25 protein-coding genes and 1 pseudogene are annotated in these 25,669 nt (G+C 65.0%); 9 read left to right on the top strand and 17 right to left on the bottom strand.

Annotated elements, in window-relative coordinates; all coding sequences use genetic code 11:
- Nucleotides 1-107 precede the first annotated feature (107 nt).
- The gene (locus EXZ48_RS03180; RefSeq protein WP_023516837.1) at nucleotides 108-572 is read left to right on the top strand and encodes an Rrf2 family transcriptional regulator; all 465 of its coding nucleotides are present in this window, start codon (nucleotides 108-110) and stop codon (nucleotides 570-572) included.
- A gap of 33 nt (nucleotides 573-605) precedes the next feature.
- Here EXZ48_RS03180 and EXZ48_RS03175 read toward each other — a convergent pair whose 3' ends face one another.
- The 4 genes from EXZ48_RS03175 to EXZ48_RS03160 all read right to left on the bottom strand — a co-directional run bounded on the left by EXZ48_RS03175 (nucleotide 606) and on the right by EXZ48_RS03160 (nucleotide 6,593).
- Complete coding sequence (locus EXZ48_RS03175; RefSeq protein ID WP_130514290.1) at nucleotides 606-1,688, bottom strand: acyl-CoA dehydrogenase family protein; 1,083 nt, start codon at nucleotides 1,686-1,688, stop codon at nucleotides 606-608.
- A 211-nt stretch (nucleotides 1,689-1,899) separates the two neighbouring features.
- Nucleotides 1,900-3,303 carry a dihydrolipoyl dehydrogenase gene (gene lpdA / locus EXZ48_RS03170; RefSeq protein WP_130514289.1) on the bottom strand — a complete coding sequence of 468 codons (1,404 nt, stop codon included), beginning with the start codon at nucleotides 3,301-3,303 and terminating at the stop codon, nucleotides 1,900-1,902.
- The gene (locus tag EXZ48_RS03165; RefSeq protein ID WP_130514288.1) at nucleotides 3,300-4,499 is read right to left on the bottom strand and encodes a dihydrolipoamide acetyltransferase family protein; all 1,200 of its coding nucleotides are present in this window, start codon (nucleotides 4,497-4,499) and stop codon (nucleotides 3,300-3,302) included. The genes lpdA and EXZ48_RS03165 overlap by 4 nt, the downstream gene beginning before the upstream one ends.
- Nucleotides 4,500-4,502: 3 nt before the next feature.
- A complete protein-coding gene (locus tag EXZ48_RS03160; protein WP_130514287.1) occupies nucleotides 4,503-6,593 on the bottom strand; it encodes a transketolase C-terminal domain-containing protein in 2,091 nt (696 codons plus the stop codon).
- 122 nt (nucleotides 6,594-6,715) lie between these two features.
- Between EXZ48_RS03160 and EXZ48_RS03155 the strand changes: the two genes are divergently transcribed.
- Together EXZ48_RS03155 and EXZ48_RS03150 are read left to right on the top strand one after the other, a co-directional pair.
- A complete protein-coding gene (locus EXZ48_RS03155) occupies nucleotides 6,716-7,183 on the top strand; it encodes an Lrp/AsnC family transcriptional regulator (protein WP_023516832.1) in 468 nt (155 codons plus the stop codon).
- The gene (locus EXZ48_RS03150; protein WP_165909269.1) at nucleotides 7,180-7,671 is read left to right on the top strand and encodes a cytochrome C oxidase subunit II; all 492 of its coding nucleotides are present in this window, start codon (nucleotides 7,180-7,182) and stop codon (nucleotides 7,669-7,671) included. Before EXZ48_RS03155 ends, EXZ48_RS03150 begins: the two co-directional genes overlap by 4 nt.
- 8 nt (nucleotides 7,672-7,679) lie before the next feature.
- On the opposite strand, the gene EXZ48_RS03145 is transcribed toward EXZ48_RS03150, so the two are convergent.
- Entirely contained in the window at nucleotides 7,680-8,579 is a 900-nt protein-coding gene (locus EXZ48_RS03145) for a DMT family transporter (RefSeq protein WP_130514285.1), read from the bottom strand.
- A gap of 167 nt (nucleotides 8,580-8,746) precedes the next feature.
- On the opposite strand from EXZ48_RS03145, the pseudogene EXZ48_RS03140 reads away from it, so the two are divergent.
- Nucleotides 8,747-10,530: pseudogene (locus tag EXZ48_RS03140) on the top strand (IlvD/Edd family dehydratase).
- Nucleotides 10,531-10,623: 93 nt separating this feature from the next.
- The gene (locus EXZ48_RS03135) at nucleotides 10,624-10,857 is read left to right on the top strand and encodes a hypothetical protein (protein ID WP_130514284.1); all 234 of its coding nucleotides are present in this window, start codon (nucleotides 10,624-10,626) and stop codon (nucleotides 10,855-10,857) included.
- Nucleotides 10,858-10,860: 3 nt separating this feature from the next.
- Here the strand turns inward: EXZ48_RS03135 and EXZ48_RS03130 are convergent, their stop codons facing one another.
- From EXZ48_RS03130 to EXZ48_RS03095, 7 genes are all read right to left on the bottom strand, one after another.
- Complete coding sequence (locus EXZ48_RS03130) at nucleotides 10,861-11,754, bottom strand: DMT family transporter (RefSeq protein ID WP_371687640.1); 894 nt, start codon at nucleotides 11,752-11,754, stop codon at nucleotides 10,861-10,863.
- A 292-nt stretch (nucleotides 11,755-12,046) separates the two neighbouring features.
- Nucleotides 12,047-13,480, bottom strand: a complete 1,434-nt coding sequence (locus EXZ48_RS03125; protein ID WP_130514283.1) for an aldehyde dehydrogenase family protein — start codon at nucleotides 13,478-13,480, stop codon at nucleotides 12,047-12,049.
- A 12-nt stretch (nucleotides 13,481-13,492) separates the two neighbouring features.
- The gene (locus EXZ48_RS03120) at nucleotides 13,493-14,221 is read right to left on the bottom strand and encodes an MBL fold metallo-hydrolase (protein WP_130514282.1); all 729 of its coding nucleotides are present in this window, start codon (nucleotides 14,219-14,221) and stop codon (nucleotides 13,493-13,495) included.
- 6 nt (nucleotides 14,222-14,227) lie between these two features.
- Entirely contained in the window at nucleotides 14,228-15,313 is a 1,086-nt protein-coding gene (locus EXZ48_RS35905) for an ABC transporter ATP-binding protein (protein WP_130514281.1), read from the bottom strand.
- Nucleotides 15,310-16,098, bottom strand: coding sequence for an ABC transporter permease (locus tag EXZ48_RS03110; protein WP_207900353.1), 789 nt, complete (start codon nucleotides 16,096-16,098; stop codon nucleotides 15,310-15,312). The genes EXZ48_RS35905 and EXZ48_RS03110 overlap by 4 nt, the downstream gene beginning before the upstream one ends.
- 2 nt (nucleotides 16,099-16,100) lie before the next feature.
- Entirely contained in the window at nucleotides 16,101-16,964 is an 864-nt protein-coding gene (locus EXZ48_RS03105) for an ABC transporter permease (protein ID WP_130514280.1), read from the bottom strand.
- Between the two features lie 225 nt (nucleotides 16,965-17,189).
- Nucleotides 17,190-18,266: a PotD/PotF family extracellular solute-binding protein gene (locus tag EXZ48_RS03095; protein WP_130514279.1), complete on the bottom strand. Its 1,077-nt coding sequence runs from the start codon at nucleotides 18,264-18,266 to the stop codon at nucleotides 17,190-17,192.
- A gap of 128 nt (nucleotides 18,267-18,394) precedes the next feature.
- On the opposite strand from EXZ48_RS03095, the gene EXZ48_RS03090 reads away from it, so the two are divergent.
- Together EXZ48_RS03090 and EXZ48_RS03085 are read left to right on the top strand one after the other, a co-directional pair.
- On the top strand, nucleotides 18,395-19,021 hold the full coding sequence (locus tag EXZ48_RS03090; protein WP_023515678.1) for a TetR/AcrR family transcriptional regulator: 627 nt from the start codon (nucleotides 18,395-18,397) through the stop codon (nucleotides 19,019-19,021).
- 20 nt (nucleotides 19,022-19,041) lie between these two features.
- Nucleotides 19,042-19,434, top strand: coding sequence for a nuclear transport factor 2 family protein (locus EXZ48_RS03085; protein WP_130514278.1), 393 nt, complete (start codon nucleotides 19,042-19,044; stop codon nucleotides 19,432-19,434).
- A 1-nt stretch (nucleotide 19,435) separates the two neighbouring features.
- Here EXZ48_RS03085 and cueR read toward each other — a convergent pair whose 3' ends face one another.
- From cueR to EXZ48_RS03060, 5 genes are all read right to left on the bottom strand, one after another.
- On the bottom strand, nucleotides 19,436-19,846 hold the full coding sequence (gene cueR, locus EXZ48_RS03080) for a Cu(I)-responsive transcriptional regulator (protein ID WP_130514277.1): 411 nt from the start codon (nucleotides 19,844-19,846) through the stop codon (nucleotides 19,436-19,438).
- Between the two features lie 215 nt (nucleotides 19,847-20,061).
- Entirely contained in the window at nucleotides 20,062-20,277 is a 216-nt protein-coding gene (locus tag EXZ48_RS03075) for a heavy-metal-associated domain-containing protein (protein WP_130514276.1), read from the bottom strand.
- A gap of 76 nt (nucleotides 20,278-20,353) precedes the next feature.
- Entirely contained in the window at nucleotides 20,354-20,821 is a 468-nt protein-coding gene (locus tag EXZ48_RS03070) for a MarR family winged helix-turn-helix transcriptional regulator (RefSeq protein WP_130514275.1), read from the bottom strand.
- A gap of 194 nt (nucleotides 20,822-21,015) precedes the next feature.
- Nucleotides 21,016-22,212: an aminotransferase gene (locus EXZ48_RS03065; RefSeq protein WP_130514274.1), complete on the bottom strand. Its 1,197-nt coding sequence runs from the start codon at nucleotides 22,210-22,212 to the stop codon at nucleotides 21,016-21,018.
- 17 nt (nucleotides 22,213-22,229) lie between these two features.
- A complete protein-coding gene (locus EXZ48_RS03060; protein WP_050744659.1) occupies nucleotides 22,230-23,246 on the bottom strand; it encodes a LysR substrate-binding domain-containing protein in 1,017 nt (338 codons plus the stop codon).
- A 182-nt stretch (nucleotides 23,247-23,428) separates the two neighbouring features.
- On the opposite strand from EXZ48_RS03060, the gene speB reads away from it, so the two are divergent.
- Together speB and EXZ48_RS03050 are read left to right on the top strand one after the other, a co-directional pair.
- On the top strand, nucleotides 23,429-24,481 hold the full coding sequence (gene speB, locus EXZ48_RS03055) for an agmatinase (protein WP_023516961.1): 1,053 nt from the start codon (nucleotides 23,429-23,431) through the stop codon (nucleotides 24,479-24,481).
- 68 nt (nucleotides 24,482-24,549) lie between these two features.
- The gene (locus tag EXZ48_RS03050) at nucleotides 24,550-25,638 is read left to right on the top strand and encodes a PotD/PotF family extracellular solute-binding protein (RefSeq protein ID WP_023516960.1); all 1,089 of its coding nucleotides are present in this window, start codon (nucleotides 24,550-24,552) and stop codon (nucleotides 25,636-25,638) included.
- Nucleotides 25,639-25,669 lie beyond the last annotated feature (31 nt).

Genomic DNA, 25,669 nt, shown 5'->3' with positions numbered 1-25,669 from the left:
CGATCTTCCCGAGGACGACGGACGGAAACCGAGCCGGACGCGATGCGCGTGTCCGCGCTGCCGGGCATATCCGGTGATGCACATATGCTGATGGAAAGCAGGCCGACATGCTGACGAAAAAGGGAAAATACGGACTGAAGGCCCTGGTGGATCTGGCGCGGCTGGCACCCGGCGAAACCGCTTTCGTCAGCGAGATCGCGCTCCGCAACAACATTCCGAAGAAATTCCTCGACACGATCCTGCTGGAACTGCGCAATGCCGGCATGCTGCGCTCCAAGAAGGGGCCGGGCGGCGGCTATTCGCTCTCCCACGCTGCATCGGAGATCCGCATCGGCCATGCCATCCGCGTGCTCGACGGCCCGCTGGCGCCGATCCGCTGCGCCAGCCGTACGGCCTATGAGGCCTGTGAGGATTGCGCCAACCCTGAAGCCTGTCAGGTCCGCCGCGCCATGACCGATGTGCGCGACGCCATTGCCTCCATCCTCGACACGATGACGCTCGAACAGTTCGTTGCCGTGCCCGGTGCCAGCGCAATGATCGACGAGGAAGCGCTGGAAAAGCGCGTCGGATAACCCGGAGCGCCGCACAGCGCTCCGCGTAGAACCCTAACCTTCCTGTTCCGGCGGATGTGGATGCCCCTGGCGCCGTAGCCGGCCGCTTTCCTGCAGGACAGTGGCAAGGAACGGGGAGACGGTCACTGGTGATGGGCTGCGGTCTATCGCCTTGCGCGCGTGGTTTGCGGCCTCATGCGCCACCGCAAGGGCAGCCGTGGAGGCGAGGAAGGCGTTCGTCCGGTGCTGGTCCGCAAGGCCGATCTGGGCCGCATCGATAGTGCGGCCGGCTTCCGCCATCATAGCCTGCGCGGCGGCGAGGCGGGCGGACAGCAGACCCGTCTCGAGAAGATCGCCGTGATCGGCGCGCAGTAGGCGCTCGAATGCGCGCTGGCCCGCACCCAGCTGCCGGGCGGCCTCCAGAAGCAGTTCCAGCGATTGGGGCACCGCCGTTTCGGCCGGCGGATGCAGCACCGCGTCGGCATCGACGGCGACATCCTTGAAGAGAACATGTTCCGCCGACGGCACGGACCTGCCCACCGGTTCGCAGCTGTTGGCGACATAGTGCAACCCCTCGATGCGGGTCGCCAGCAGGACGCCCATCGTCCGTCCGCTCTCGCTGCGCCCCGGCACGATCAGCCAGTCTGCATGGCGAGTACAGGGGGTACAGAGCGCTTCGCCGCTCAGGCGCCAGGCATGGCCGCTCGCGGCCAATGGCAGGGCGTCGGCATCCTGTCCGTTGCGCCTCGCTGCCGCCCGGCAGAGCCGGGCACCGGCGAGGGTGGCGGAAAACACCACGGAACGATGGCCGTCCGTACCATAGCTGCGCAGATGCTCCAGCGCCACGAAATGAGCGGCCAGGATATCGGCAAGTGTTGCCGACTGTGCGGCCGCCACGGCACAGACATCCGCCAACACGGTGTTGGAAACGTCGATCCCGCCGTGCTCGGTGGGCACCGAAATGCCGAACAGGCCGGAACGGGAGAGAAGATCGAGGCGGGCCTGGGCGGTCTGGGCCGCTTCCCCGTCGGCGAAGATGCCGGCAATCGTGCCAGCAACGGTCAACGCCTCGTCTTCGCTGCCGATGATGGCGGCGGTTCGCGACGGACGGTCGAACGCTGATGAGATCATACCCATGTCGTCTGCTCCTCGCGGATTGGCGTTTCAGGGCGCACAGGCTTAATTGGTCAAAAAGATCACATTCTATAGAGATTGTATAGATTGAATTTTACACGGCGACCCCGCCGACGGAGCGCACGGTATCACGCGGAACAGCAATCATCGCCAGAAAATTTCAGCCCCTGCCACGGCAACCGGTCAAGCGTTGACGGCGCCGGTATCATCGCGCTCAGCTATGAATGGCCGCCCCGAAAAGACCGAGGGCCGCTTCCTTGATCGCTTCGTTGTGCGTCGGGTGGGCATGGCAGGTATAGGCAATATCCTCCGCCGTCGCCCCGAACTCCATCGCTTGGGCGACCTCCGCGATCATCGTACCGGCGACAGTGCCGACCATATGCGCACCAAGCACGACACCGCTCGCCTCGTCCGCCAGAAGCTTGACGAAACCCTCCGTGCTGCCGTTCGCCTTTGCCCGGCTGTTGGCCAGCATCGGGAAGGTCGAGGCGCGGTAGGCGACCCCCTCCGCCCTCAGGCTCTCTTCGGTCCGGCCAACGGCGGCAACCTCCGGATCGGTGTAGACGACTGCCGGGACGATGGCGGAATTGCTCGTACCGGGCCGACCGGCAAGCCGCTCGGCCATGGCGATGCCCTCGTCTTCGGCGCGGTGCGCGAGCATCGGCCCGTGCGTCACGTCGCCGATCGCATGAATGCCGTCCACCACCGTCCGACCGCGCGCGTCGACCGGAATGAAACCGCCCATATCCGGGGTGATGCCGGCCGTTTCCAGCCCAAGATCGCCCGTATTCGGCCGCCGCCCTGTGGCGACCAGCACGACGTCGGCGGCGAGTTCCGAGACTTCGCCCTCCGCTCCCCTCAGTTTGAGGATGGCACCGTCCTTGCGGATTTCAGCACCGGAAACGCCGGTAGAAGCGAGGATCTCCATGCCCTGCCGCACCAGGAGTTTCGTCATCGTCCCGCGAATATCGGCGTCCATGCCAGGCAGGATGCTGTCCGCCAGCTCGACGACCGTTACGGCAGCACCAAGGCGCCGCCAGACCGAGCCCAGTTCAAGGCCGATCGCTCCGCCGCCGATGACGGCGAGCCGGCCGGGTATGCGGGGGAGGGACAGCGCACCAGTCGAATCGACCACAATCCCGGCGTCGTTGTCCACCTGCAGACCGTCCAGCCCCGTCGGCAGCGAGCCCGTAGCAATGACGATCGCCTTTGCGGTGACGCTCTTGCCGCCGATATCGACACGGCCTGATCCAGCGAGCCGCGCCCGCCCCGACAGGCGGTCAACGCCGCTCTTGCGGAACAGGAAATCGATGCCGCCCGCCAGCGAGGCCACGGTCGCCTCCTTGCGCGCCATCAACCGGGCGAGATCGACGGAGACCGGCCCCGTGTCGATGCCGAAACCGGCCATGTGGCCGTCACGGGCGAGCTCCAGCAGATGCGTCGCATGCAGCAATGTCTTGGAGGGAATGCAGCCGACATTGAGACAGGTACCGCCGAGCGTCGGCCGCGCCTCGACACAGGCTGTCTTCAGCCCGAGCTGCGCAGCGCGGATCGCACAGGCATAGCCCCCGGGACCGCCGCCGATCACCAGCACGTCATAGTCGCCGGAAGCGCTCATTGCGACCAGCCTTCCAGCGTCTCGACGAAGCGGGCGAGCCATGTGTTGGTCTGGTGACCGTCGAGCGCGCGATGGTCGATGGTCAGCGAGACATAGGCCATAGGCCGGATCTGGATCGTATCGACACCCTCGACCTCCCGCACCACCACGCGCTTTTCCAGCTTGCCGACGCCGAGGATCGCCGATTGCGGCTGATTGATGATGATGGGCGTGGCAAGAAGCGAACCGGAGACGCCGTGGTTCGAGATGGTGAAGGTGCCACCGCGCATGTCGGCGGGCGCCAGCGTCTTCGTCCGGGCACGGGTCGTAAGATCCTGCAGGCGCGCGGCGATACCGGAGAGCGAGAGGTCCTGCGCTGCACGGATGACGGGCACTACCAGTCCTTCATTGCCGAGCGCCGTGCCGATGCCGACATTGACGTCGTCGAACACCTCCAGCCGGTCGTCGAACCAGCGGCTGTTGACCTCGGGCACCGCCTTCATCGCCGCCACGCAGGCCGAAACGATGTAGGCCGTGTAGGAGAGCGACACACCCGACGCGGCAAAGGCCTGCCTGCTCTTCTCGCGGTGCCGCATGACGGCGCTGAAATCCGCCTCGAACACCGCCGTGACATGCGGCGCCGTGGAGACGGACGTCTGCATGTGTTCCGCGATCGCAAGCCGCATTAGCGAGTGCCGGATCGCCCGCGAGCGCCCTCCGAGAGGCGGCATCTCCGGTACGGTCTCCTGGACAGGCGCCGGTGATGGCTGTACAGCGCGCGCCGCCTCGTGCGCGGCATCCATATCGGCCCGCGTCACCCGTCCGCCCTTGCCGGAGCCGTCTACCGTCGCGGGGTCGATGTCGTATTCCTCCGCTGCACGCCGTACGGCCGGAGAATAGTGTTCCGCAGCTGCCGGCACCCGCCTGAGCTCCTGCTTGGTGGCCATGGCAACGGGCTCGGCGGTAGCAGCCTCTTCCTGCCGGATGCGGCCAAGCACGGCGCCGGGCTCGGCTTTTTCGCCGCCCTGCATCAGGATCTCACTCAGTATGCCGGCGACGGGGGCGGGAATTTCCTGTGCCACCTTGTCGGTTTCAAGTTCCACGAGGGGATCGTCGGGCGCTACTCTATCTCCCACCGCCTTCAGCCAGTTGCGCACGACCGCCTTGGTGCCTTCCTGCTCCACGGGCGCGAGAACGTCGATCATCAGCTCCGCCATCCGTCAGAACTCCATCAATGCATCGATCTTGGCGCGGATCCGCCCCGCCGAAGGCACCGCCCAGTCGAGCAAGACCGGATTGTGCGGGCTCGGTATGTCCGGCATCGTCAGGCGCGAGACGGGGGCATCGAGATCCATGAAGGCCTCGTCGGCGACGACGGCGGCGATCTCCGCGCCGAAGCCGGCGGTGCCGAGATCCTCGTGCACGATGAGGCAGCGGCGCGTGCGCCGGACCGAAGACAGCACCGCCTCCCTGTCCCAGGGCATCAGCGTGCGCAGGTCGATGACATCGGCTGAAACGCCCTCCACCGCTTCCTCGCAGCGATGCACCATGGCGCCCCAGGTGACGAGCGTGATCGCCTCTCCGCGACGCGTGAAACTCGCCTTGCCGAAGGGCAGGGCGAAATCGTCACCGGGATAGGGGCGCCGCGCCCAGGCATGGTCGAGCATGGCGCGGTGCTCGAAGAAGATGACCGGATCGTTGCCGCGAAGGCCGGTGCGCAGCAGCCCGACCGCGTCGGCGGCATTGGAGGGGACCGCCACCTTCCAGCCGGGCTGGTGCACGAAGGCCACCTCGTTGGTCTGGCTGTGCCAGGGGTCGCCGCATTTGAAGTAGCCGCCCGGCATGCGCAGCACCATGGGCGCGGCAAAACGGTTGTTGGTGCGCCAGCGGATCGTGCCGCAATCGTTGATCTGTTCGGTGGCAGGTTCGGCATACTTGCGGAACTGGATTTCCGGCACCGGCATCAGCCCCGCCAGCGCCATGCCGACCGCCCGGCCGACAATGCCTTCCTCCGAAAGCGACGTGTCGAACACCCGTTCGCGGCCGAATTTTTCCTGGAGACCGAGCGTGACGGCATGCACGCCGCCCTTCGGGCCGATGTCCTCGCCAAACAGCACCACACGTTCGTTGTTCGAAAGCTCGTGCTCGAGCGTGCGGCGGATGGCTGTGACCATGTTGATGCGCTGGCCTTCCGACACGGCGACCGCGGCGGTTTGCGGCGGCACATGGCCGTGGCGGATCTGCCCGCCCATCACCTGCACCTCGCCCTCGAAGAAAACATGGCGCGTCACCGTCTCCGGAACGGCGACCGGACGCGCTTCTGCGGCGATGCGCGCGGTTTCCGCCGCCGCCCTTGCGCCCGTATCCGCCGCCTCCCACTCCGCCGCGCTGAGCACGGCCGGCACGATGTAGTCCTTCAGGCGCGGTAGCGGATCCTGCGCCCATTCGCTGCGAACCACCGCTTCGCTCTTGTAGGCCTGCGTGTCCTGAAAACTGTGGCCCTGCAGGCGCGGCACCGTGAGGCGCAGCAGCGCGGGGCCGCGCGCCTCACGCACATGTTCCACCGCCGCGCAGGTCAGCCGGGCGACGGCGGCCGGATCGGTGCCGTCGCCCTCGAAGATCGTCAGGTTCTGCCAACCGGAAAGGTTCGCCGCAATGTTGCCGCCGGGCGTCTGGATCGTCGACGGAACGGAAATGCCGTAGCCGTTGTCCTCGATGTAAAACAGCATCGGCAGGGTTTGCGTGGTGGCGATGGTCAGCGCCGACCAGAAGCCGTTCGAGGCGACCGAACCGTCACCGCCGAGCACGACGGCGATGCTCCGTGCGTAATCTGCCTTGCCGAGCGTTTCGGCGTAGTATTTCACCGCCTGCGCCCAGCCGGCCGTCGGCGTGTATTGCGCCCCGACACCGCCGCACATCGGCAGGGCGGAGGCACCATCAAGGTTGGGATAATTGAAGACGACACCGATATCGCGCCCATCCGAGTAACCACCGGCCCGGCCCATGGCGGAACCGAGCGCATCCGCGGGGTCGATGCCCAGCGAAAGCAGCAGCGGGCGGGACCGGTAGTAACCGCAGGTCGCGTCATGTCGGTCGGTGAGGAGACAGCCGAGCATGATCTGCGCCATATCGTGGCCACGGGCGGAAAACTGGTAGAGCACCTTCTTTTCCGGAACGAGGCGGGTTTCCTCCATGTCGTCGAGCGCCCGCGACAGATGCACCAGATAGGCGATGCGCTTCCAATCGACGGTATCGTCGGGCGCGTTGCGAACAGTGGACCCGACGACGGATTTGAGTGCGACCTGCGCCATAGTTTCCTCCCGCAGATATCAAGTCCTGGAGAGTGTAGGCCCCGCCCGGCGAAAAAGCGTTTCAAACAGGCTGGGTTTTGCGGTAGGAATGAAACAGAACCATCACATTCTTGGGATTTTCGATGAATTCCATTCAACTTGATGCCGTCGACAAGAAAATCCTCAAGGTCCTGCAGCGGCGGGGGGATATCAGCCATGCGGCGCTTGCCGAAGAGGTCGGCGCTTCCAGCGCCTCCTGCTGGCGGCGCATCAAGGCGCTGGAGGAGGCCGGCGTGCTCGGCCCGACCGTGCGGCTGCTCGATCCCGACAGCATCGGCCGCGGTCTCAACGTCTTCTGCCAGGTGCGCATGAAGTCGCACGATCCGGGCGCCCGGCGCGATTTCGAGCGCTTCGTGCAGACCCACGAGGAGGTGCTGGAATGTTACTCCATGTCCGGCGAGTGGGACTACCTGATCCGCGTCGTGGTAAAGGACGTCCGGGACTACGAACAACTGCTGATGCAGGCGATCCTGACCCATGAAGCCGTCGCCAACTCTTCCTCACATTTCGCGCTGAAGAGCGTGAAATACACCACGGAACTGCCCCTGTGATCCGCCGCGCGCCGCTTCTCCTGATCGCCACCCTTTTCGCACGCAGCGCCTTCGCCTCGCCGCTTGATCTTCTCGTGCCGGACATATTGAAGGCGGACCAGGCGCCGCCCGAGCTTTCCGTCACCATCATCGGATACCAATATGGCTGGCGCTATGCCTATCCGAACACGGAAACGGACGGGGCCGGCGAATGCCGCGTCGAAGGCGCGCTCGTGCTGCCGCTCGGCAAACGCGTGCATCTCTCCATCACCGCCGACGATATCATCCATGAATGGCGCGTGCCGGCGCTCGATCTCAAGGCGGATGCCATTCCCGGACTGCTCAATCTCGTGGCCTTCAGTCCCGCGGCGACGGGCACCTTCAAGGGCGGCGCCACCAGCCTCTCCGGCGACGGCTACGGGAAGATGGCTTTCGATCTCACGGTCATCGAACCGGACGCTTACGCCGCCTGGGCGAAAGGCATCTCGCAATCCTGCACGGCGCCCTGAAGCGCGCGTCAGGTACGGCGCTTGAGCTGCTGCTCGCGGAAGAAGATGAAGAGGCCGGAGGCGACGATGAAGCCGGCACCGATCAGCATGGCTGAGCGCGGCGCATCGCCGAAGAACATCCAGCCGAAAACCACGGCCCAGAGCAGCAGCGAATATTGCAGCGGCACGACGGTCGCCGCATCCGCCAGCTTCAGCGAGCGATTGACCAGCATATGCGCGCCCATCGCCACAACGCCGAGCAGGCTCAGAAGGCCGAAGTCGATGCTGCTGACCGGTGCCCAGCCGGCCGGATCGGCAATGCACCAGACACCGGCGAAGATGGCCGCACCTGCCACCTGCCAGAACACCAGCGTCGTATCGGGTGTCGTGCGCAGCGTTCGGCTGAGCACCATGGCGAAGCTGAAGGCGAGGCTGCCGGCAAGCGCGATCAGCGCCGGCAGGGTGAACGTTTCCCTCGACGGTTCCAGCGCGATCACCACGCCGATGAAGCCAACGATGATCGCTGTCCAGCGCCGCCAGCCGACCTTCTCGCCGAGCAGCAGCGGCGACATGGCGGCAACGTAGATCGGCGCGGCCAGCCAATAGGTCATGGCATCGGCAAGCGGCATGTAGGCGACGGCGAAGTAGAAAGCAGAGGCCTCGAAGGCAAACAGCGCTGCGCGCACGAGATGCAGCTTCGGCCGCCCGACATCCACGAGCCTGCGCCAGCCGACCTTCCAGAAGAACGGTGCGAGAACCACCATCGCGGCGATACTGCGGATCAGCATGAGCTGACCGACGGAATAGGTCGCGACGAGCCATTTGCCGAGCACGTCGTTCAGCGAGAACATCACCATGCCGAGCAGCATCAGGAGCACGCCGAGGCGAGCGGTGCCCGTGGCGGGGGAGGAGGCGGTGATGTCTGTCATGGCGGAAACTCGGAAGCTTGGATGAAAGGGCTGTGACACATTCCGCCCGGCCGATCCAGTCAGCAATTTTGATAGCTGCATAAAGCGGCGCACCGGGCCCCGCCCGGTTGATTGCGCACGGCGGCAATGGAAGAGTGCAATCCGGGATTTTTGACGAGGTTCATTTCATGACGGACGAAAAGACGGGCAAGCGGCGGCTGCGCTCCGAGGACTGGTTCGACAACCGCGAGCACGTCGACATGGCGGCGCTTTATCTCGAGCGCTTCATGAACTACGGCATCACCCCGGAAGAACTGCGCTCAGGCAAGCCGGTCATCGGCATCGCCCAGAGCGGCAGCGATCTGACCCCCTGCAACCGCCACCATGTCGATCTCGCCAAGCGCGTTCGCGACGGTATCCGCGATGCCGGGGGCATTCCGATCGAGTTCCCGACCCATCCGATCTTCGAGAACTGTAAGCGGCCGACGGCCGCGCTCGACCGCAACCTTGCCTATCTCGGCCTTGTCGAGATCCTCTACGGCTACCCGCTCGACGGCGTCGTCCTGACGACAGGCTGCGACAAGACCACACCGTCGGCGCTGATGGCTGCCTCGACGGTCGATATTCCCGCGATCGTGCTTTCCGGCGGGCCGATGCTCGACGGCTGGCACGAAGGTGGCCTCGCAGGTTCCGGCACGGTGATCTGGCGCTCGCGCCGCAAGCTCGCCGCCGGAGAAATCGATGAAGAAGAATTTCTCCAGGCCGCGATGGGCTCGGCGCCCTCCATCGGCCATTGCAACACGATGGGTACCGCCTCGACGATGAACGCACTCGCCGAGGCGCTTGGCATGTCGCTGACCGGCTGCGCGGCCATCCCGGCGGCCTATCGCGAACGCGGGCAGATGGCCTATCGCACCGGCCGGCGTGCGGTGGAACTGGTGCTGGAAGACATCCGTCCCTCATCGATCCTGACGCAAAAGGCCTTCCTCAACGCGATCCGCGTCAACTCGGCCATCGGCGGCTCGACCAATGCCCAGCCGCATCTGATGGCCATGGCGAAACATGCCGGCGTGGAGATGACGCCCGAGGACTGGCAGGAGCACGGCTACGACATCCCGCTGCTCGCCGACGTGCAGCCCGCCGGCCGCTTCCTCGGCGAGCGCTTCCATCGGGCCGGCGGCGTGCCGGCGATCATGCACGAGCTGCTTGCCGCCGGAAAGCTCGCCGGCGACTGTCCGACCGTGACGGGGCGCAGCATGGCGGAAAACCTGGAAGGGCGCGCCGCCAGTGACCGCGAGGTCATCCGCCCCTATGACGAGCCGCTGAAGGAACGCGCCGGGTTCCTCGTCCTGAAGGGCAACCTTTTCGATTTCGCCATCATGAAGACCTCGGTCATCTCGCAGGAGTTTCGCGCGCGCTACCTCAGCGAGCCGGGTCGCGAGGGCGTCTTCGAGGGAAGGGCGGTCGTCTTCGACGGCTCGGAAGACTATCACAGGCGCATCAACGACCCGGCGCTCGGCATCGACGAGCGCACCATCCTCGTCATCCGCGGCGCGGGGCCGCTCGGCTGGCCGGGTTCGGCCGAGGTCGTCAACATGCAGCCGCCGGACCATCTGCTCAAGCGCGGCATCACCAGCCTGCCGACGATCGGCGATGGGCGCCAGTCCGGCACGGCCGACAGCCCGTCGATCCTCAACGCCTCGCCGGAAAGCGCCGCCGGCGGCGGTCTCGCCTTCCTGCGCACCGGCGATGTCATCCGCATCGACCTGACCGAGGGGCGGTGCGACATGCTGGTAGAGGCGATGGAAATCGAGCGCCGCAAGGTGGACGGCATTCCGCCGGTGCGGCCGATGCGACGCCCTGGCAGCGGATCTACCGCAAGACCGTTACCCAGCTTTCGGACGGCGCGGTGATCGACGGGGCGGCCGATTTCCGCGCGATCGCGGAAACACCGCCGCGGCACAATCACTAGCCTGCCGGAATATTCGGTGCAGCTTGGCCGTTTCTCCGGAGGCAGCCTTGCCGGGCTTTCGCCTAGCAACGTGCATGCCGCTGGAGAGGTCGCATGAAGAACGGCAAGATAATGGGCTGGATCATGATCGTCGCCGGTGCCTGGTGGCTCATCTCCGGCATCGCGATGAACGACATGGGCGGCATTGCAGGCCTCGGCTACAATCCGGATGCGCCGATGAGCTTCGCGCTCGCCCCGGGCCGCTTCCTGCTCGGCATCGTCATCAACGGCCTGATCGTCTACGCGGGCATCAGAACCGTCCTGCAGGCCAAACAGACCGACGGCTGAACTTTATCCGCGACGGGCGACGAGAATGCCGATCAACACGATCGCCCCGCCGACTGCCTGCATCGCACCGACTGGTTCGGCCAGAATGGCCCAGGCGAGGATGGCAGCGACGACCGGTTGCAGAAGCAGCGTCAGCGAGGAGAAAGCCGTCGGCAGATAGGCGAGCGCATAGGTGACGAGGCCCTGCCCGGCGACATGGCTGATCAAGGCAAGGCCGATGAGCATCGTCCAGCCGAACAACGTCGCGGGCACCATGCCCCCCTCGAAGAAGAGGGCCACCGGCAAGATACAGACCGCCGCCGAGAAGGTCGTCCAGACCATGATGCGCAGTGTCGAAAACCGCGAACGGATGTGGCCGAGCGACAGCATGTAACCGGCGTAGAAGAACGCGGCAACGACGGCCGTCGCGTCGCCGGCAAGCTGCCCGCCGCCAAGCGCCGACGGTCCGCCCTTCAGCACGAGCACGCCGATGAGCGTCAGCCCGAGGCCCGCCAGGAAGACCGGCGTGACCCGCGTGCGGAAGAGTAGCCAGGAGCCGAGCGTCACGAAGACCGGCGCAAGATTGCCGAGCAGCGTTGCATTGGCGACGGAGGTCATGTGCAGCGACAAGTGCCAGGCGGCAAGATCGGCGGCAAGGAATGCACCCGGCAGCAGCAGGAAGAGATAGTCTCTGAGCCCTGTCGGCCGCTCGTCACCCTGCTTTGCCACCTGCGAGATGAGCACGAACGGCAGAAAGGCCAGCGCGACACGCCAGAAGGCCGTGACCATCGGCCCGACCTCGGAAAGGCGCACGAAGATCGGCGACCCGCCTATCGCCACGCCGCCGACGAGCAGGGCGATCAAAGCAAGGCGGCTATGCTTGGAGGAGGCAATCGGAGACAAGGCGGCAGTCCGGATATCGTGAATGCCGCGAGCTATCAGACCGCAACCGATTGGGCCAGACGGGACAGGCGAAATTGGAGGAAAACTTTGCGTCGACCCCGGCCGCATGTGAAGGGCGCCCTTGCACGCGCCGCTTTCCCGACTGCCGACGAACGTCCGCACGATTTTTCCGCCATGATCGGGGCGGACCCGGCCACCGGGCTTGGAGCCGCCGATGGAACCTCGGGTCAAGCACGAGGACGGCAACAGCGCCAGTCAAGGCCGTCTATAAAGGAAAGCGGCGCCCCACAGGGGCGCCGCCGCTGTCTCAGGCCGCGTCCGGCCGGTGCACGGTCTTCACCTCGAGGAAATCCTCCAGGCCGAAAAGGCCGCCCTCGCGGCCGTTGCCCGACTGCTTGTAGCCGCCGAATGGGCTGCCGTAGCGGTGCGGGCCGCCATTGATGTGCACCATGCCGGCGCGAAGGCGGGCGGCGACGCGCTCGGCCCGATCGGGATTGCCGGTCTGAAGATAGGCGGCAAGGCCATAGGCGGTGTCGTTGGCAATCGCGATCGCTTCCTCCTCCGTGTCGAAGGGTATGATCGAGAGAACGGGGCCGAAGACCTCTTCACGGGCGATGCGCATCTCGTTGTTGACGTCGGCGAAGATCGTCGGCTTGACGAAATAGCCGGTCTCGAAACCCTCGGGCTTACCCGGGCCACCGACCAGCACGCGCGCGCCCTCGGCAACACCCGCCTCGATCAGCGCCTGCACGCGACCGAACTGGACGTGCGAGACAAGCGGACCGATATGTTCACCTTCCTGTTCCGGATTGCCGACGGTCGCCTGCTTGCCGGTGCGTTCGGCTATCTCGACCACCTTGTCATAGACCGAACGCTCGACCAGCATGCGGGTCGGGGCATCGCAGGACTGGCCGGAATTGTTGAAGCACTCGCGCACGCTGCCGGCAACGCGATCTTCAAGGTCCGCATCGGCAAAGACGAGGTTCGGCGACTTGCCGCCGAGTTCCAGCGTCACGCGCTTGACGGTCTCGGCCGCATCCTTGCTGACCGCAATGCCAGCGCGGGTGGAGCCGGTGAAGGACATCATGTCGACGTCCTTGTGCTTGGAGAGCGCCGCGCCGCATTCGAGGCCATCACCGTTGACGAGGTTGAACGTGCCGGCCGGGAAGCCCGCCTCATGCACCATCTCCGCATAGAGCAGCGCGTTGAGCGGCGTGAATTCGGATGGCTTCAGCACGCAGGTCGAGCCCGTCGCCAGCGCCGGAACCACTTTCAGCGCAATCTGGTTGATCGGCCAGTTCCAGGGCGTGATGAGGCCGCAGACGCCGATCGGCTCGCGGCGCACCACATCGCCGTTCGCCAGCACCTCGCGGCTCTTCAGCCGCTTCAGCCCGTCGATGAAACCCTGCAGGTGGCCGACGCCGACATCCGCCTGCTGCTCGGTGCTCATGGTGATCGGCGCGCCGAGTTCGAGCGTGATGGTGCGGGCCATCTCCTCATAGCGGCGCTTGTAGATCGAGAGCAGCTTTTCGAGCAGCGCGAGGCGTTCCTCCACACTGGTCTGGCTGTAGGTCGCAAAAGCCTTCTTGGCCGCGGCGACGGCGCGGTCGATATCAGCGGCGGTGCCCATGGAGATGACCGCGATCGGCTGTTCCGTCGCCGGGTTGATGACCTCGAGGTCGTTGGGCTTCAGCGGGTCCACCCACTGGCCGTCGATGTAGAATTTGCGCTTGTCGAGCATGCTTTTCTCCCGTCACTTCTGTTTTTCATCGAGCCAGCCCTTGATGAGCTGGCGGTAGCGGTCGCCACCGAAACTTGGAAAATGGCCACCATGCACCAGCCGCACCGGCAGGGTCAGGAGGCGCTCCATCGAGGCGAGGTAGTCCGCCGCGTCGGAATGGTAGGTATCCTCGATCAGCGGACCATCGTAGACGATGTCGCCCGAGAAGAGAATTTCGGTCGCCTTTTCATAGAGCGCAATACCCCCCGGGGAATGGCCCGGCGTGTGGACGACCTCGAACTGGCGGTCGCCGAGATCAACGACATCGCCATCCTCGAGCAGGCGCGTCGCCGGCGCTTTCTTCACCGCATAACACGTCGAGCAATAGGGTTCAGGCGGCAGCGCGTCGAAGATCTCGTCGGTCACATAGGGGTCGGCGAGCGTGTTCTGCCGCGTCGGGTTGGCGAGCAGGTCCGCCTCGGCGGCGTGCACGGCCCTGCACTCGAACTCGTGGTGGCAGCCGATATGGTCGAAATGCGTATGGCTCGCCACGGCGATGAGATCGCGTTCGGTGACGAGCGGCACCCATTCGCGCAAGGAGACGACACCCATGCCGCTGTCGACGAGCATGTCCCGGTCACGGCCGCGCACATGCCAGACGTTGCAGCGGTAGAATTCCTGGATATAGGGTTCGCTGATCGCGGTCACGCCGTCATCGAGGCGGCGAACGCTGTACCAATCCTCCGGGCGGATGCGCTGCATGTGACCCTAAACTCCCGCTCCGTCCTGAAGCACGACGATGCTATCCGCCTTCAGCCGAAGGTCAAGCTCGCCACCGATGTCAGGCGTCTCGCTCTGCGGCAGATGCGCGGTGAGGCTCGCCCCGCCCGCGGCAACGTGGCAACGGTGATGCGTGCCGAAGAAGGCGCTGGAGGTGATCCGGCCGCGCCCCAGCGAGACGGTCGGCACCGCCGCACCGGCACTGCGAAAATGCTCCGGCCGGATGCAGAGCGTCACATCCCGCCCAGCCGCCGGCAGCCCCGAGACGAAGGCGGAGGCGGGCAGGGCAACGCGGCCGAGCGCGGTTTCCACTTCGGCCTCGTTTGCCGCCGTGCCGCGCACCGTGGCCGGCAGAAAATTCGCCTCGCCCATGAAGCCGGCGGAAAACAGCGAGCGCGGTCGCATGTAGATCGAGGCGGGCGTGCCGACATCCTCGATGCGCCCCTTGTTCATGACGACGATGCGATCGGCGATCGCCATCGCCTCTTCCTGATCGTGCGTGACATGCACGAAGGTCGTGCCGACCCGCTTCTGGATCGCCTTCAGTTCGTCCTGCATCTGCCGGCGCAGCTTCAGGTCCAGCGCGCCGAGCGGCTCGTCGAGCAGCAGCACGCCGGGATCGACCGCCAGCGCCCGGGCGAGCGCCACGCGCTGCCGCTGGCCGCCCGAAAGTTCGTGCGGCTTCTTGGCGGAGGACGCCCTGAGCCCGACGAGATCGAGATAGGAAAATGCCTTCTCGTAACGCTCCGCCTTGCCCATGCCGCGCATCCTGAGGCCGAAGCCGACATTGTCGCGCAGGCACATATGTGGAAAGAGCGCGTAGTCCTGGAACATGGTGGTCGTCGGGCGTTTGGCCGGCGGCACGAAGGTCATGTCCCGCCCACCGATCGCGATCGTGCCCGAGGTCGGCTCGATGAAGCCGCCGAGGATGGAGAGCAGCGTGGTCTTGCCGCAGCCGGAGGGGCCGAGCAGCACGATGAACTCGCCGGCGGCAATATCGAGCGAGACGTCGTCCAGCGCCCGGAAAGCGCCGAAAACCTTGGTGGCGTTCTTGATGGAAACGTCGGCGGTCATGAGGATTTCCCGGTTTTGCGGAAGACGGTCAGTTCCACCACGACGAGGAACACGACCGAGACGAGGAAGACCACGCTGCCGATGGCGTTGGTCCGCGGATCGAGGCCGGAGCGCAGCATGCTCCAGATCTCGACCGGCAGCGTCACATCGAAGCGCGACAGCAGGAAGGCGACGATGAACTCGTCCCAGCTAAAGGTGACGGAGAGGAAGAAGGCGGCAAGGATCGACGGCAGCAGCATGGGCGCGGTGACGAGCAGCATGACCTGCCAGTCCTTCGCGCCGAGATCGCGCGCCGCCCGCTCGATGTTCACCTGATGGCCGCCCATCGAGGCATAGATGATGGCAAAGCACAGCGGCAGGTTGATCACCACATGGCCGATGCCGACCGTCAGAAGCGAAAGGCGGAGGCCCGTGACGTTCAGCATCGACAGCAGGCCGAGCCCAATGATCAGCGTGCTCACCGTCATCGGCGCGACGATGAGGCCGCGCAGCAGGCCCGAGGCCGGCAGCGTGTAGCGCGCGAAGGCATAGGCCGCGAGGAAGCCGAGCAGGCAAGCGACGGCCGAGGAGAGCATGGCGACGAGAAGCGAATTGCCGAGCGCCGCCATCAGCTTGCCGTCGGCAAAGATCGCCTCGTACCAGCGCAGCGTCAGCCCGTTCAGCGGCGGCACCGGCAGGGTGCCGTCCTGGAAGGAGAACAGCACCAGCACGACGACCGGCAGGAAGATGAAGAGATAGATGAGGCCCGCATAGAGCGCGGCGAGCGCGGTGGAAAGGTGGCGCATCGTCAGGTCCTTTCCATCTTCAGCCAGCGCGCGCAGGCGATATAGGCAAGCGTCACGACGACCATCAGCACCAGCGAGAGCGCGGCCGCCATCGGGAAATCCGCCCGCCTTCCCAGTTGCAGCATGATGACCTGCGGCAGCACCAGCTCGTTGTTGCCGCCGAGGATCTGCGGCGTGATGTAATCGCCGATGCACAGCACGAAAGTCAGAAAGGCGCCGACCATGATGCCGGGCAGCGTCAGCGGCAGCACGACGAACCAGAAGGTCTGGAAAGCGTTCGCCCCGAGATCTGCCGCCGCGCGGCGATAGTTCGGCGAAAGCTGGATGAGGTTGGCGTAGATCGTCAGCGTCAGCAGCATGACGAAGAAGTGCACGAAGCCGATGACCGTGCCGGTGCGGTTGGCCGAAAGCTCCAGCGGTTCCGCGATGACGCCGAGGGCGAGCAGCGCCTGATTGACGACGCCGCCCTTCGAGAGCACCAGCAGCCAGGAATAGGAGCGCACGACATAAGAGGTCCAGAACGGCAGGATGGCCATGACGAGGGCGAAGCGCTGCCACTTCTTCGGCACGCGCTCCGCGATGATCCAGGCGAGCGGATAGGCGAGCAGCACCGAGATGACGGTGACGATGGCGGTGATCTCCAGCGAGACGGTGAGCCCCTTGAAGAAATGCGCCTTGCCGAAGAAGGCGACGTAGTTGTCGAGCGTCCAGGTCGCGACGATCTCGCGCCCCTGCCGCGTCCAGAAACTGATCGCCGCCATATAGGCGAAGGGCACGAGGAAGAAGAAGCCCGTCCAGGCGAGCGCCGGCAGGGCAAAGGCCCAGGCCTTACGGCGCTCGGCGCGTTCGAGGGCAGTGGTGGTCATGCGGTCGGGTCTCCGTTCGCGCTCTATGCTGGTGCCGCCCCTCATCCGCCTGCCGGCACCTTCTCCCCGCAGGCGGGGAGAAGGGGTATGCCGCATCGGCTTCCTCGACCAATGACCGGTTCGTGGGGCAAGTCCCCTCTCCCCGCTTGCGGGGAGAGGGTTAGGGTGAGGGGCGAACCTGATGCAATTGCCCAACGACGCGGGCGACTGCGCTCCATTAAACCCTTACTGCTGCAACATCTCCGTCCAGACATCCTGCATCGCCGCGTCCATGTCGGCATCCGCCACCGGATAGAGCTGCGAGTTCTTCAGGTAGTCCGGCTGCCTGTCCCAGCGCAGCGCCGTCTTCTGCTGGTCGGTCAGGTGCTCGCCCGCCTTGGCGTTCGCCGGCATCGCCCAGTAGCAGGAGGAGGTCGCAAGCCGCGCCTGCCCCTCGGGACTGACGATGTACTGCACGAATTTCAGCGCCAGATCCTGCTTTTCGGAATCCTTGAAGACGCCGATCGACTGCGCCCAGCGCAGCGCGCCCTGTTTCGGGATGGTCCAGTCGAGGTTCGGCTTTTCCGCCGAAAGCCCGGCCGTCAGCCATTCGCCGCCCCCGACGACAATGTCCACCTCGCCGGTCGCCAGCGCCGTCTGCGAGGCGACGACGTCGCTCACCTGGCGGGCGACCTTCTTCATCTCGAACAGCTTTTCCTTGATCGCCGGCAGGTCGTCCTGCTTCAGTTCGGCGGTCTTCTTGCCGATGCCGACGCCTGTCAGGCCGACCATCGGCAGGTAATAGTCATAGAGCGCGATGCGGCCCTTGTATTTCTCCGACCAGATGACGGAGAGGTCGTCCATGTCAGCGGGATCGACCTTCGTCTTGTCGTAGGAGATCGTGTTGTAGCCGAACTTTTCCGTGACGGCATAGACCTTGCCGTCCTTCGTGGTCGTCTGCTCCATGCGCACTTCAGGAAAAAGGTCGCCGAGCGGCAATTTATCGGCCGGCATCTCGCCGAGGATTTCCATGTCGATGGCGCGCGGCACGTCGACGGCGTCGATGACCAGCACGTCCCAGTCACCGGGGCGGGACTGCTCGATGATCGAGATCGCCGCGCCCGTGCCCTCGTATTCCTTGAGGTTCACCTTGACATTGTTGGCCTTTTCGAACGGCTCGACCAGCGCGGGATCCGTGTGATCGCACCAGACGAGCGCGTTCAACTCGTCCTGCGCCATGGCACCCGCCGGAGCGAGGACAAGAGCGGTGGCGGTGGCAAGAAGCGTGCGGCGGCCGAGCCCGCCCGAAACGGTTGTCTTCATCGTCTTTCCCTCTGGCTGCAGGCTGTCGGCCTGGCGGATGGCACTCATTGCGGTGCCTTGAGAAAAAGATTGAACGAGTTCATTTTTTAAGTCAATCTCATTTTTGAGGAGATTCCAATGGAGGTTCCATGGCCGGATTGCGCGCAAAACAGAAGGCGGACAGGACACGTCGCATCCTCGAGGCCGCGACCACGCTGTTTCGCCGCGAGGGCTATGACAGCGCGCGTATCGAGGACATCGCCGAGATGGCGGAGGTCTCCGTCGGCACACTCTACAACTACTACCAGAACAAGGGCGACATCCTCGTCGCGACCGTGGCGATGGAGGTGACGGAGGTGCTGGAAGCCGGCACGCGCATCGTCGCCAACCCACCGCTGAACGTCGCCGAAGCGCTGCGTGCGCTGATCGAGCAGTATTACGACCATTCGCTCTACTACCTCTCCAAGGAGATGTGGCGTACGGCCATGGCGATCTCCATCCAGCAGCCGGACATGCCGCTCTCCCGGCGCTACAGCGAACTCGACGGCCAGCTCTGCGCGCAAGTCATTCGCCTCGTCGAGACCCTGCAGGCCCGCGGCATCGTACAGGCCAGCGTCGACACCAAGGCGATGGGTGAGCTTTTCTTCAACAATCTCAACATGATGTTCATCGAGTTCTGCAAGGTCGACGCCATGCCGCTCGAAGAACTGAAGGCGCGCGTCAACACCCAGCACGAGCCCATCGCCGCGCTCATCAGCACCGTCAAGATCGTCTGAGCGACAGGAAGCCTCCCCGCATGACCGAACCGGAAACCACCGTCCTTGCCACCGCCGATGCGCTGGTCGACGCCTTTGCACGGCACGACCGCGAGGCCTATTTCGCCGCCTTCGCTGAAGAGGCGAGCTTCCTCTTCTACAATCTCGACCGCCGCCTCGACAGCCGCGCCGCCTACGAGGCCGAGTGGGCCCTCTGGGAGAAGCGCGACGGTTTCCGCGTGCTCGCCTGCCGTTCGACGGACCGACAGGTGCAGTTTTCCGGCAACGTCGCGATCTTCACCCACGCCGTCGAGACCGATCTTTCCATCGGTGGCGAGACCGTAAGGAACAACGAGCGCGAGACCATCGTCTTCTCCCGCGACCCGTCCGGCCGCTGGCTCGCAGTCCACGAGCACCTGTCGCCCGCGGTCTAAGTCAGCAACATTTTTCCTCGGCCTTGCCGGTCGCGAGCTGTTCGAGGATCGGGCAATCCGGCCGGTCGTCGCCGTGGCAATGCGCGGAAAGGTGCTCCAGCGTCTGCACCATCTCCTGCAGCAGGCGCATCTTTTCCTTCATCTCGGCGACATGCGCGCTGGCGATGCGCTTGACGTCACCGGAAGCGCGTTCGCGGTCCTGCCAGAGCGCGAGCAGGTCGCGGATCTGGGCGATGGAAAAGCCGAGATCACGCGCACGCCGAATGAAGGAGAGCGTCGAGAGGTCCTTTGCGCCGTAGACGCGGTAGCCCGCGCCCGTGCGGCCGGCCGCCCGGATGAGGCCGATCTCTTCGTAATGCCGGATCATCTTGGCGGTGACGCCCGTCGCCTCTGCCGCTTCGCCGATGTTCATGCATAGTCTCCCTTGCAGAAAGCCGCGGGAAAACATTCCGGCCGCAGCAGGATCGAGACGGTGGGCATTGCGCAAAGCGCAGTGCCTGCCGACCCATCCGGCGCGCCAGGAAAAGCCAGGCGAGCCGTCAGCATACGAGCAAAGTGGGCCGTCATCCCGTTCTGGAAATGGTCGCGCAGTGCCCCGTCTGTCAAGATTGAGCGGCCTTTTGACGCTCAGGCGGCGTCGACCGGCGAATAGCCCTCCGCTTCGATGACAGAGGCGACGGCAGAGCGGTCGCCGGCATTCTCAACCGAAACGCGCTTCGTGCCGAGATCGATCTCGATCTTGGCGGCCGGAAAGACAGAAAGGACCGCGCCCGTGATCGTCTTGGCACAATGACCGCAGGTCATATCCGCAACAGTGAAGGCGAGGCGGGCATTGTCACTCATGAAGGGTCTCCTGATTGGTCTCCCATGCTGAAACCTTCCCGCATGGCAAGGTCAAGCCCGGATCCACCGGAAAGACTCAACCGAAGAGAAGCGTGAGGAGGACCAGGAACTGGTCGCGCGCCCGCGCACCGCCAAGTCGCTCCAGGCAATCCGCCTCAAAATCCGCCTCCGCCTTGCGGGCATCTGCAAATAGGCTCGCCCCGGCTGGAGTTACATAAAGGGCGTGAGAGCGCCGGTCGTTCGGCGCTGCACGCCGCTCGATCAGACATCGCCCTTCGAGCTCGTTCATCAGCGATACGAAATTCGCCCGTTGGACACCCATCGCTCCGGCAATCTCCGATTGCTTGCGCCCGGGATTTTCCGCGATCAGGGCGAGGGCGCTGAACTCTGCCGGACGCAGGTTCATAGCCGAAAAATAGAGGAGGAAACGGTGAAGGAACTGGCCGTGGGCCCGACGGAGTTGATGCACCAAGCCTTGCGCCACCAAGGAGGCGCCAAGAGCGCCTTCGGTAGTTGGCCCGTCAATTTCGCCCGCTGTTCCCATGACTTGAGCCTCTTCCCCGCGACCGGACGTCCTCCGGTGCGCGGCATGTCAAGACCATAAGGACAACCGAAGCAAGCACAAGACACGGTCTGCGCGATTGCATCTATTTTCTACACGCAACCATTGGGAGCGAAATGATTTTGCCGCCCCCAGACATTCGGTGATGCCTGGGGTCTACATGAACATCGTCTCGCTCAGCTAAAAGTAGCAACAGCTGATAAGTCCAAGGCGAATCGGTTGAGCCGTTCCTGCAGCCGCCCGATCGTCGTCACATCGGCATTGGCGAAGGCGAAGCGGAGGTAACCTTCCTGCCGCGCACCGAAATAGCTGCCGGGCAGGCAGAGAATGCCGGCCTCCTTGGCCAGCTTCTCCGCGACCCGCGCGGAAGGCGCTTCGCCGAACGGATGGCCAATGAAGGCGAAGTAGGCGCCGACCGCGCCAACGCGCCAGGCCGGAGCGCCGGCCATGGTCGAAAGCAGCGCCTCGACCCGCCGGGCGATTTCCCGACGGTTCTCCTCGCGCCAGTCGGCCAGGAGTGGCAGGGCTGTGGCGACAGCGGCCTGGGCGGAGCGCGGCGGGCAGATCTGCAGGTTGTCCATGATCTTGGCGACCTGCTCGACCACGCCGGCACCCGCCGTGATGGCGCCGAGGCGATGGCCGGGAATGCAGAAGGATTTCGAGAAGCTGTAGAGGCTGATCAGCGTGCTCTCCCAGCCCGGCCGGCCGAACAGGTCATGCGGCCGGCCGGCACCGGCCGGCAGGAAGTCGCGATAGGTCTCGTCGAGAATGAGCCAGACACCGCGTGCGGCGCAAAGATCGTAGATCTGCGCCAGCAGGGCGGGCGGATAGACGGCGCCGGTGGGGTTGTTCGGGGAGACGAGCGCGACGGCGCGCACGTCGGGTGTAATCGCCGATGCCAGCGTCTCGATGTCAGGCAGGAACCCGTTGGCGGGGTCGCAGGCCGCAAACCGGGTCTTGATACCCAGCATGGCGAGCGTCGTTTCCTGGTTGAAATAGTAGGGATCGGTCATCAGCACCGCATCACCGGCTCCGGCGACCGCCATGGCGGCACAGATAAAGGCCTGGTTGCAGCCGGCCGTGATATGGACATTGCCGGCGACAATCGCCGCGCCGTAGGCCTCCGCCACATGCAGCGCATAGGCCTTGCGCAGGCTGTCCTCGCCTTCGATCGGCCCATAGCCCGTATAGGCGCGCGAAGCGGCATATTCGCCGAGCAGGCGCAGCATGTCGGGATGCGGCGGATAACCGGGCACAGCCTGCGACAGGTCGATCATCGGGCCGCTACGGCCATCATAGGCATCGCCCCAGGCGAAGACGGACGGGATCGGCGGGGCGGCAAGGGTTTCGACGAGCGGGTTGAAACGGGGCATTGTCATTTCCGTAGCGGTCAGGCGCGGGTCTTGCGCTGGGGGGTGGAGGGAACACGGCGCTTGGCCGGGATTGCGGTCGCGTGATGGTTTTCACCGGTCCGGCCGCTGCGGCCACGCAATATCATGCGGGCGGAGGTCTGCGGCTCGGGCAGGCTCTCTTCGAGCGAGGCAAAGAGCCAGTCGATGAACACCTTGACGATCGGCGCCTGGCGCACCGCCTGCCGGCAGGCGACATAGAACGCGTCATTGGCCGGCACCGTCAGGTCGAAGGGCACGACGAGTTCGCCGCGGGCGATGAGGTTGCTGGCGGTGATCGTGTCGCCGAGGGCGATACCCTGGCCATGCAGCGCCGCCTCGGTGGAAAGGCGCGCGTCGCTCATGAAATGCTGGCGCCCGCGCACCACGTCGATCGCATCCGCCGCCGCCAGCCAGGTATTCCATTCGCGCCCGTCGTCGCCGTGGAACAGCGTGTGGTCGGAAAGATCGCGCACCGAGCGCAGCGGCCGGCTGTTGAGCAACGTCGGGCTCGCCACCGGAAAGAGCTGGAGATGCGACCAGAGCCGCGTCCAGCAATCCGGCCAGTTGCCATCGCCGTAGAGCACGCTGACATCCGTGTCGAGCGAGCGCAGATTGTCGGGATCGTTGGAGGCGATCAGCGTCACACGCACGCCGGGGAACTGGTCGGTGAAGGTGTTGAGGCGCGGGATGAGCCAGAGCGACAGGAGCGCGGGCACGCAGGTGACGGTGAGATCGCCGCGGGTCTCCGGCTGCTTCATCAGCGCCGTTGCTGCCGCGATCTCGCCGAAGGCATTGGTAACGGCGGGCAGCAGAAGCGCGCCCTGCGGCGTCAGCTTGAGCCGCTTGCCGCCGCGCTCGAAAAGAACGGTGCCAAGCGATTCCTCCAGTGCCCGTATCTGGTGGCTGACCGCGCCGTGCGTCACGTTCAGCTCGCGCGCGGCAGCCGAAACCGCGCCCCGGCGGGCGGTCGCCTCGAAGGCGCGAAGCGGGTTGAGCGGCGGCAGGCGCGAGGCCATGGAGGCGGTTCCGGTATGTGAGTTTTTCTCACACAAACCGCTACAACAATGTCAATTGATTTTCCAGCCGTTTTATTACGATACTATGAAGAACGAGGGCAAAGCCCCGGGGGAACATCATTTGGCTCGCTTCTGCTCCGGCCCCCGGTCTGCCCGCATTTCTGACAGGTGAGGTAAGGACAATGGGCGGCAGCAAGCTCGACGAACTCAAGGCAAAATACGGCGCAAGCCACGGTGGCGAACTGTTCGACCCGGCCTTCCGCAAGGTCGCCGACAAGATCTTCACCAAGAGCGGCTCGCGCCTTGCGCCCTATGCCGGCGTGCCGACCTTCCTCTCCGCGCCTTACATGCCCCTTGATGCGGAAAATCCCGATTTCGGCAATCTCCAGGTCGCCATAACGGGCGTGCCGATGGATCTCGGCGTCACCAACCGCCCCGGCTCGCGCTTCGGGCCGCGCGCCATGCGCTCCATCGAGCGCATCGGCCCCTACAACCACGTGCTCGATTGCGCCCCGGTGCAGGAACTGCGCGTGGCCGATATCGGCGACGTGCCCTTCCAGAGCCGCTATCGCCTCGAGCTCAGCCATGACGACATCGAGAAGCGCTTCAACCAGATCGTCGATGCCGGCGTGATCCCGCTCGCCGTCGGCGGCGACCACTCGATCACCCATCCGATCATGAAAGCGGTCGGGAAGAAACAGCCGGTCGGCATGATCCATATCGATGCCCATTGCGACACCGGCGGCTCCTTCGACCAGACGAAGTTCCACCATGGCGGCCCGTTCCGCAACGCCGTGCTCGACGGCGTGCTCGACCCGACCCGCACGATCCAGATCGGTATCCGCGGCTCGTCGGAATATCTCTGGGAATTCTCCTATGAGTCCGGCATGACCGTCATCCACGCCGAAGAGGTGAGCGGCCTCGGCATTCCTGCCATCATCGAGAAGGCGAAGGCGATCGTTGGCGACGGGCCGACCTATCTCTCCTTCGACATCGACAGCCTCGACCCGAGCTTCGCCCCTGGCACCGGTACGCCGGAAATCGGCGGCCTGACGAGCCGCGAGGTTCTGGAGCTGATCCGCGGCCTCAAGGGCATCAATCTCGTCGGCGGCGACGTCGTCGAAGTCGCCCCGCAATATGACGCCACGACCAACACCGCCCATGCCGGCGCCCAGGTGCTGTTCGAAATTCTGAGCCTTATGGTTTTCAGCCCTTCCGTGGCCCGGACCGCCTGACATACAATAGCAACAACGGGAACGCACCGGCCGGATCGATCGGCCGGCCTAACAGGAGAAAAATGACGATGCGTGACATCCTCAAGACCAATGTCAGCCGCCGCGCGGTGCTGGGTGCCGGCGTTGCCGGTGCCTCGCTGCTGGCCATGCCGGCCGTGCTGCGCGCCCAGGACAAGTCGCTGAAGGTCGGCGTGTATGGCGGCTACTTCAAGGATTCGTTCGACAAGAACATTTTTGCCGATTTCACCAAGGAAACCGGCATCGCCGTGGAATCGGTCGCCGAGCCGACCGGCGAAGCCTGGCTCGTCCAGCTCGAACAGGCCGCCAAGGCCGGCCAGGCCCCGGCCGACGTCTCGATGATGTCGCAGGTCGCCATGCTGAAGGGCCAGTCTACCGAACTCTGGGCTGCTCTCGATACGGCCAAGATCCCGAATTCGTCGAACCTCATCGACCATTTCGTCAACAAGTATCCCGACGGCCGCGTCGCCGGCATCGGTGCCGTCGCCTGGTACATCACGCTTGTCACCAACACGGATGTCTACAAGGAAGCGCCGACTTCCTGGAATGCGCTGTGGGATCCGGCCAACGCCGACAAGCTCGGCCTGCTGGCGCTCGTCTCGAACTCGTTCCTCCTGGAAGTGACCGCGAAGACCCATTTCGGTGGCACCAACGCGCTCGACACCGAGGAAGGCCTCGTCAAGGCCTTCGAGAAGCTCGCCGAAGTCAAGCCGAACGTCCGCCTGTGGTATCGCGACGAGGCGCAGTTCGAACAGTCGCTGAAGTCGGGCGAAATCCCGATGGGCCAGTACTACCATGACGTGACGGGCCTTGCCGCAAAGGATGGCCAGCCGGTCCGCTCCACCTTCCCGAAGGAAGGCGGCATCATGGATTCCGGTTGCTGGGCCCTGTCGCGTGCTTCCGAAAAGGCCGAAGAAGCCCACACCTTCATCAACTACATGTGCCAGCCGAAGATCCAGGCGCTCCTGTCGCGCAAGGTCGGCACCGCCCCGACACTGAAGCGCGATCTGCTCGACCTCACGGCCGAAGAGTTCGCCGCGGTGTCCTCGGACATCGAGCCGATCATCCCGCGTTATGACCTCTACACGTCCAAGGCCGACTGGCTGAACCAGAAGTGGACGGAAATGATCGCGGGCTGAGCCGCGCCTTCCAGAACTCGACCGGCCGGCT

Origin of the sequence: Shinella sp. JR1-6, assembly GCF_004284735.1 — a bacterium.
Classification (GTDB): domain Bacteria; phylum Pseudomonadota; class Alphaproteobacteria; order Rhizobiales; family Rhizobiaceae; genus Shinella.
The sequence above is the reverse complement of the archived record's forward strand: the minus strand, read 5'-3'. Positions and strand labels throughout refer to the sequence as shown.

Bases quoted from the DNA above. Each gene is read 5' to 3' on its own strand.
- EXZ48_RS03180 (WP_023516837.1), top strand. From the start codon at position 108: ATGCTGACGAAAAAGGGAAAATACGGACTGAAGGCCCTGGTGGATCTG.
- EXZ48_RS03175 (WP_130514290.1), bottom strand. From the start codon at position 1,688: ATGGGTATGATCTCATCAGCGTTCGACCGTCCGTCGCGAACCGCCGCC.
- lpdA (WP_130514289.1), bottom strand. From the start codon at position 3,303: ATGAGCGCTTCCGGCGACTATGACGTGCTGGTGATCGGCGGCGGTCCC.
- EXZ48_RS03165 (WP_130514288.1), bottom strand. From the start codon at position 4,499: ATGGCGGAGCTGATGATCGACGTTCTCGCGCCCGTGGAGCAGGAAGGC.
- EXZ48_RS03160 (WP_130514287.1), bottom strand. From the start codon at position 6,593: ATGGCGCAGGTCGCACTCAAATCCGTCGTCGGGTCCACTGTTCGCAAC.
- EXZ48_RS03155 (WP_023516832.1), top strand. From the start codon at position 6,716: ATGAATTCCATTCAACTTGATGCCGTCGACAAGAAAATCCTCAAGGTC.
- EXZ48_RS03145 (WP_130514285.1), bottom strand. From the start codon at position 8,579: ATGACAGACATCACCGCCTCCTCCCCCGCCACGGGCACCGCTCGCCTC.
- EXZ48_RS03135 (WP_130514284.1), top strand. From the start codon at position 10,624: ATGAAGAACGGCAAGATAATGGGCTGGATCATGATCGTCGCCGGTGCC.
- EXZ48_RS03125 (WP_130514283.1), bottom strand. From the start codon at position 13,480: ATGCTCGACAAGCGCAAATTCTACATCGACGGCCAGTGGGTGGACCCG.
- EXZ48_RS03120 (WP_130514282.1), bottom strand. From the start codon at position 14,221: ATGCAGCGCATCCGCCCGGAGGATTGGTACAGCGTTCGCCGCCTCGAT.
- EXZ48_RS35905 (WP_130514281.1), bottom strand. From the start codon at position 15,313: ATGACCGCCGACGTTTCCATCAAGAACGCCACCAAGGTTTTCGGCGCT.
- EXZ48_RS03110 (WP_207900353.1), bottom strand. From the start codon at position 16,098: ATGCGCCACCTTTCCACCGCGCTCGCCGCGCTCTATGCGGGCCTCATC.
- EXZ48_RS03105 (WP_130514280.1), bottom strand. From the start codon at position 16,964: ATGACCACCACTGCCCTCGAACGCGCCGAGCGCCGTAAGGCCTGGGCC.
- EXZ48_RS03095 (WP_130514279.1), bottom strand. From the start codon at position 18,266: ATGAAGACAACCGTTTCGGGCGGGCTCGGCCGCCGCACGCTTCTTGCC.
- EXZ48_RS03090 (WP_023515678.1), top strand. From the start codon at position 18,395: ATGGCCGGATTGCGCGCAAAACAGAAGGCGGACAGGACACGTCGCATC.
- EXZ48_RS03085 (WP_130514278.1), top strand. From the start codon at position 19,042: ATGACCGAACCGGAAACCACCGTCCTTGCCACCGCCGATGCGCTGGTC.
- cueR (WP_130514277.1), bottom strand. From the start codon at position 19,846: ATGAACATCGGCGAAGCGGCAGAGGCGACGGGCGTCACCGCCAAGATG.
- EXZ48_RS03075 (WP_130514276.1), bottom strand. From the start codon at position 20,277: ATGAGTGACAATGCCCGCCTCGCCTTCACTGTTGCGGATATGACCTGC.
- EXZ48_RS03070 (WP_130514275.1), bottom strand. From the start codon at position 20,821: ATGGGAACAGCGGGCGAAATTGACGGGCCAACTACCGAAGGCGCTCTT.
- EXZ48_RS03065 (WP_130514274.1), bottom strand. From the start codon at position 22,212: ATGCCCCGTTTCAACCCGCTCGTCGAAACCCTTGCCGCCCCGCCGATC.
- EXZ48_RS03060 (WP_050744659.1), bottom strand. From the start codon at position 23,246: ATGGCCTCGCGCCTGCCGCCGCTCAACCCGCTTCGCGCCTTCGAGGCG.
- speB (WP_023516961.1), top strand. From the start codon at position 23,429: ATGGGCGGCAGCAAGCTCGACGAACTCAAGGCAAAATACGGCGCAAGC.
- EXZ48_RS03050 (WP_023516960.1), top strand. From the start codon at position 24,550: ATGCGTGACATCCTCAAGACCAATGTCAGCCGCCGCGCGGTGCTGGGT.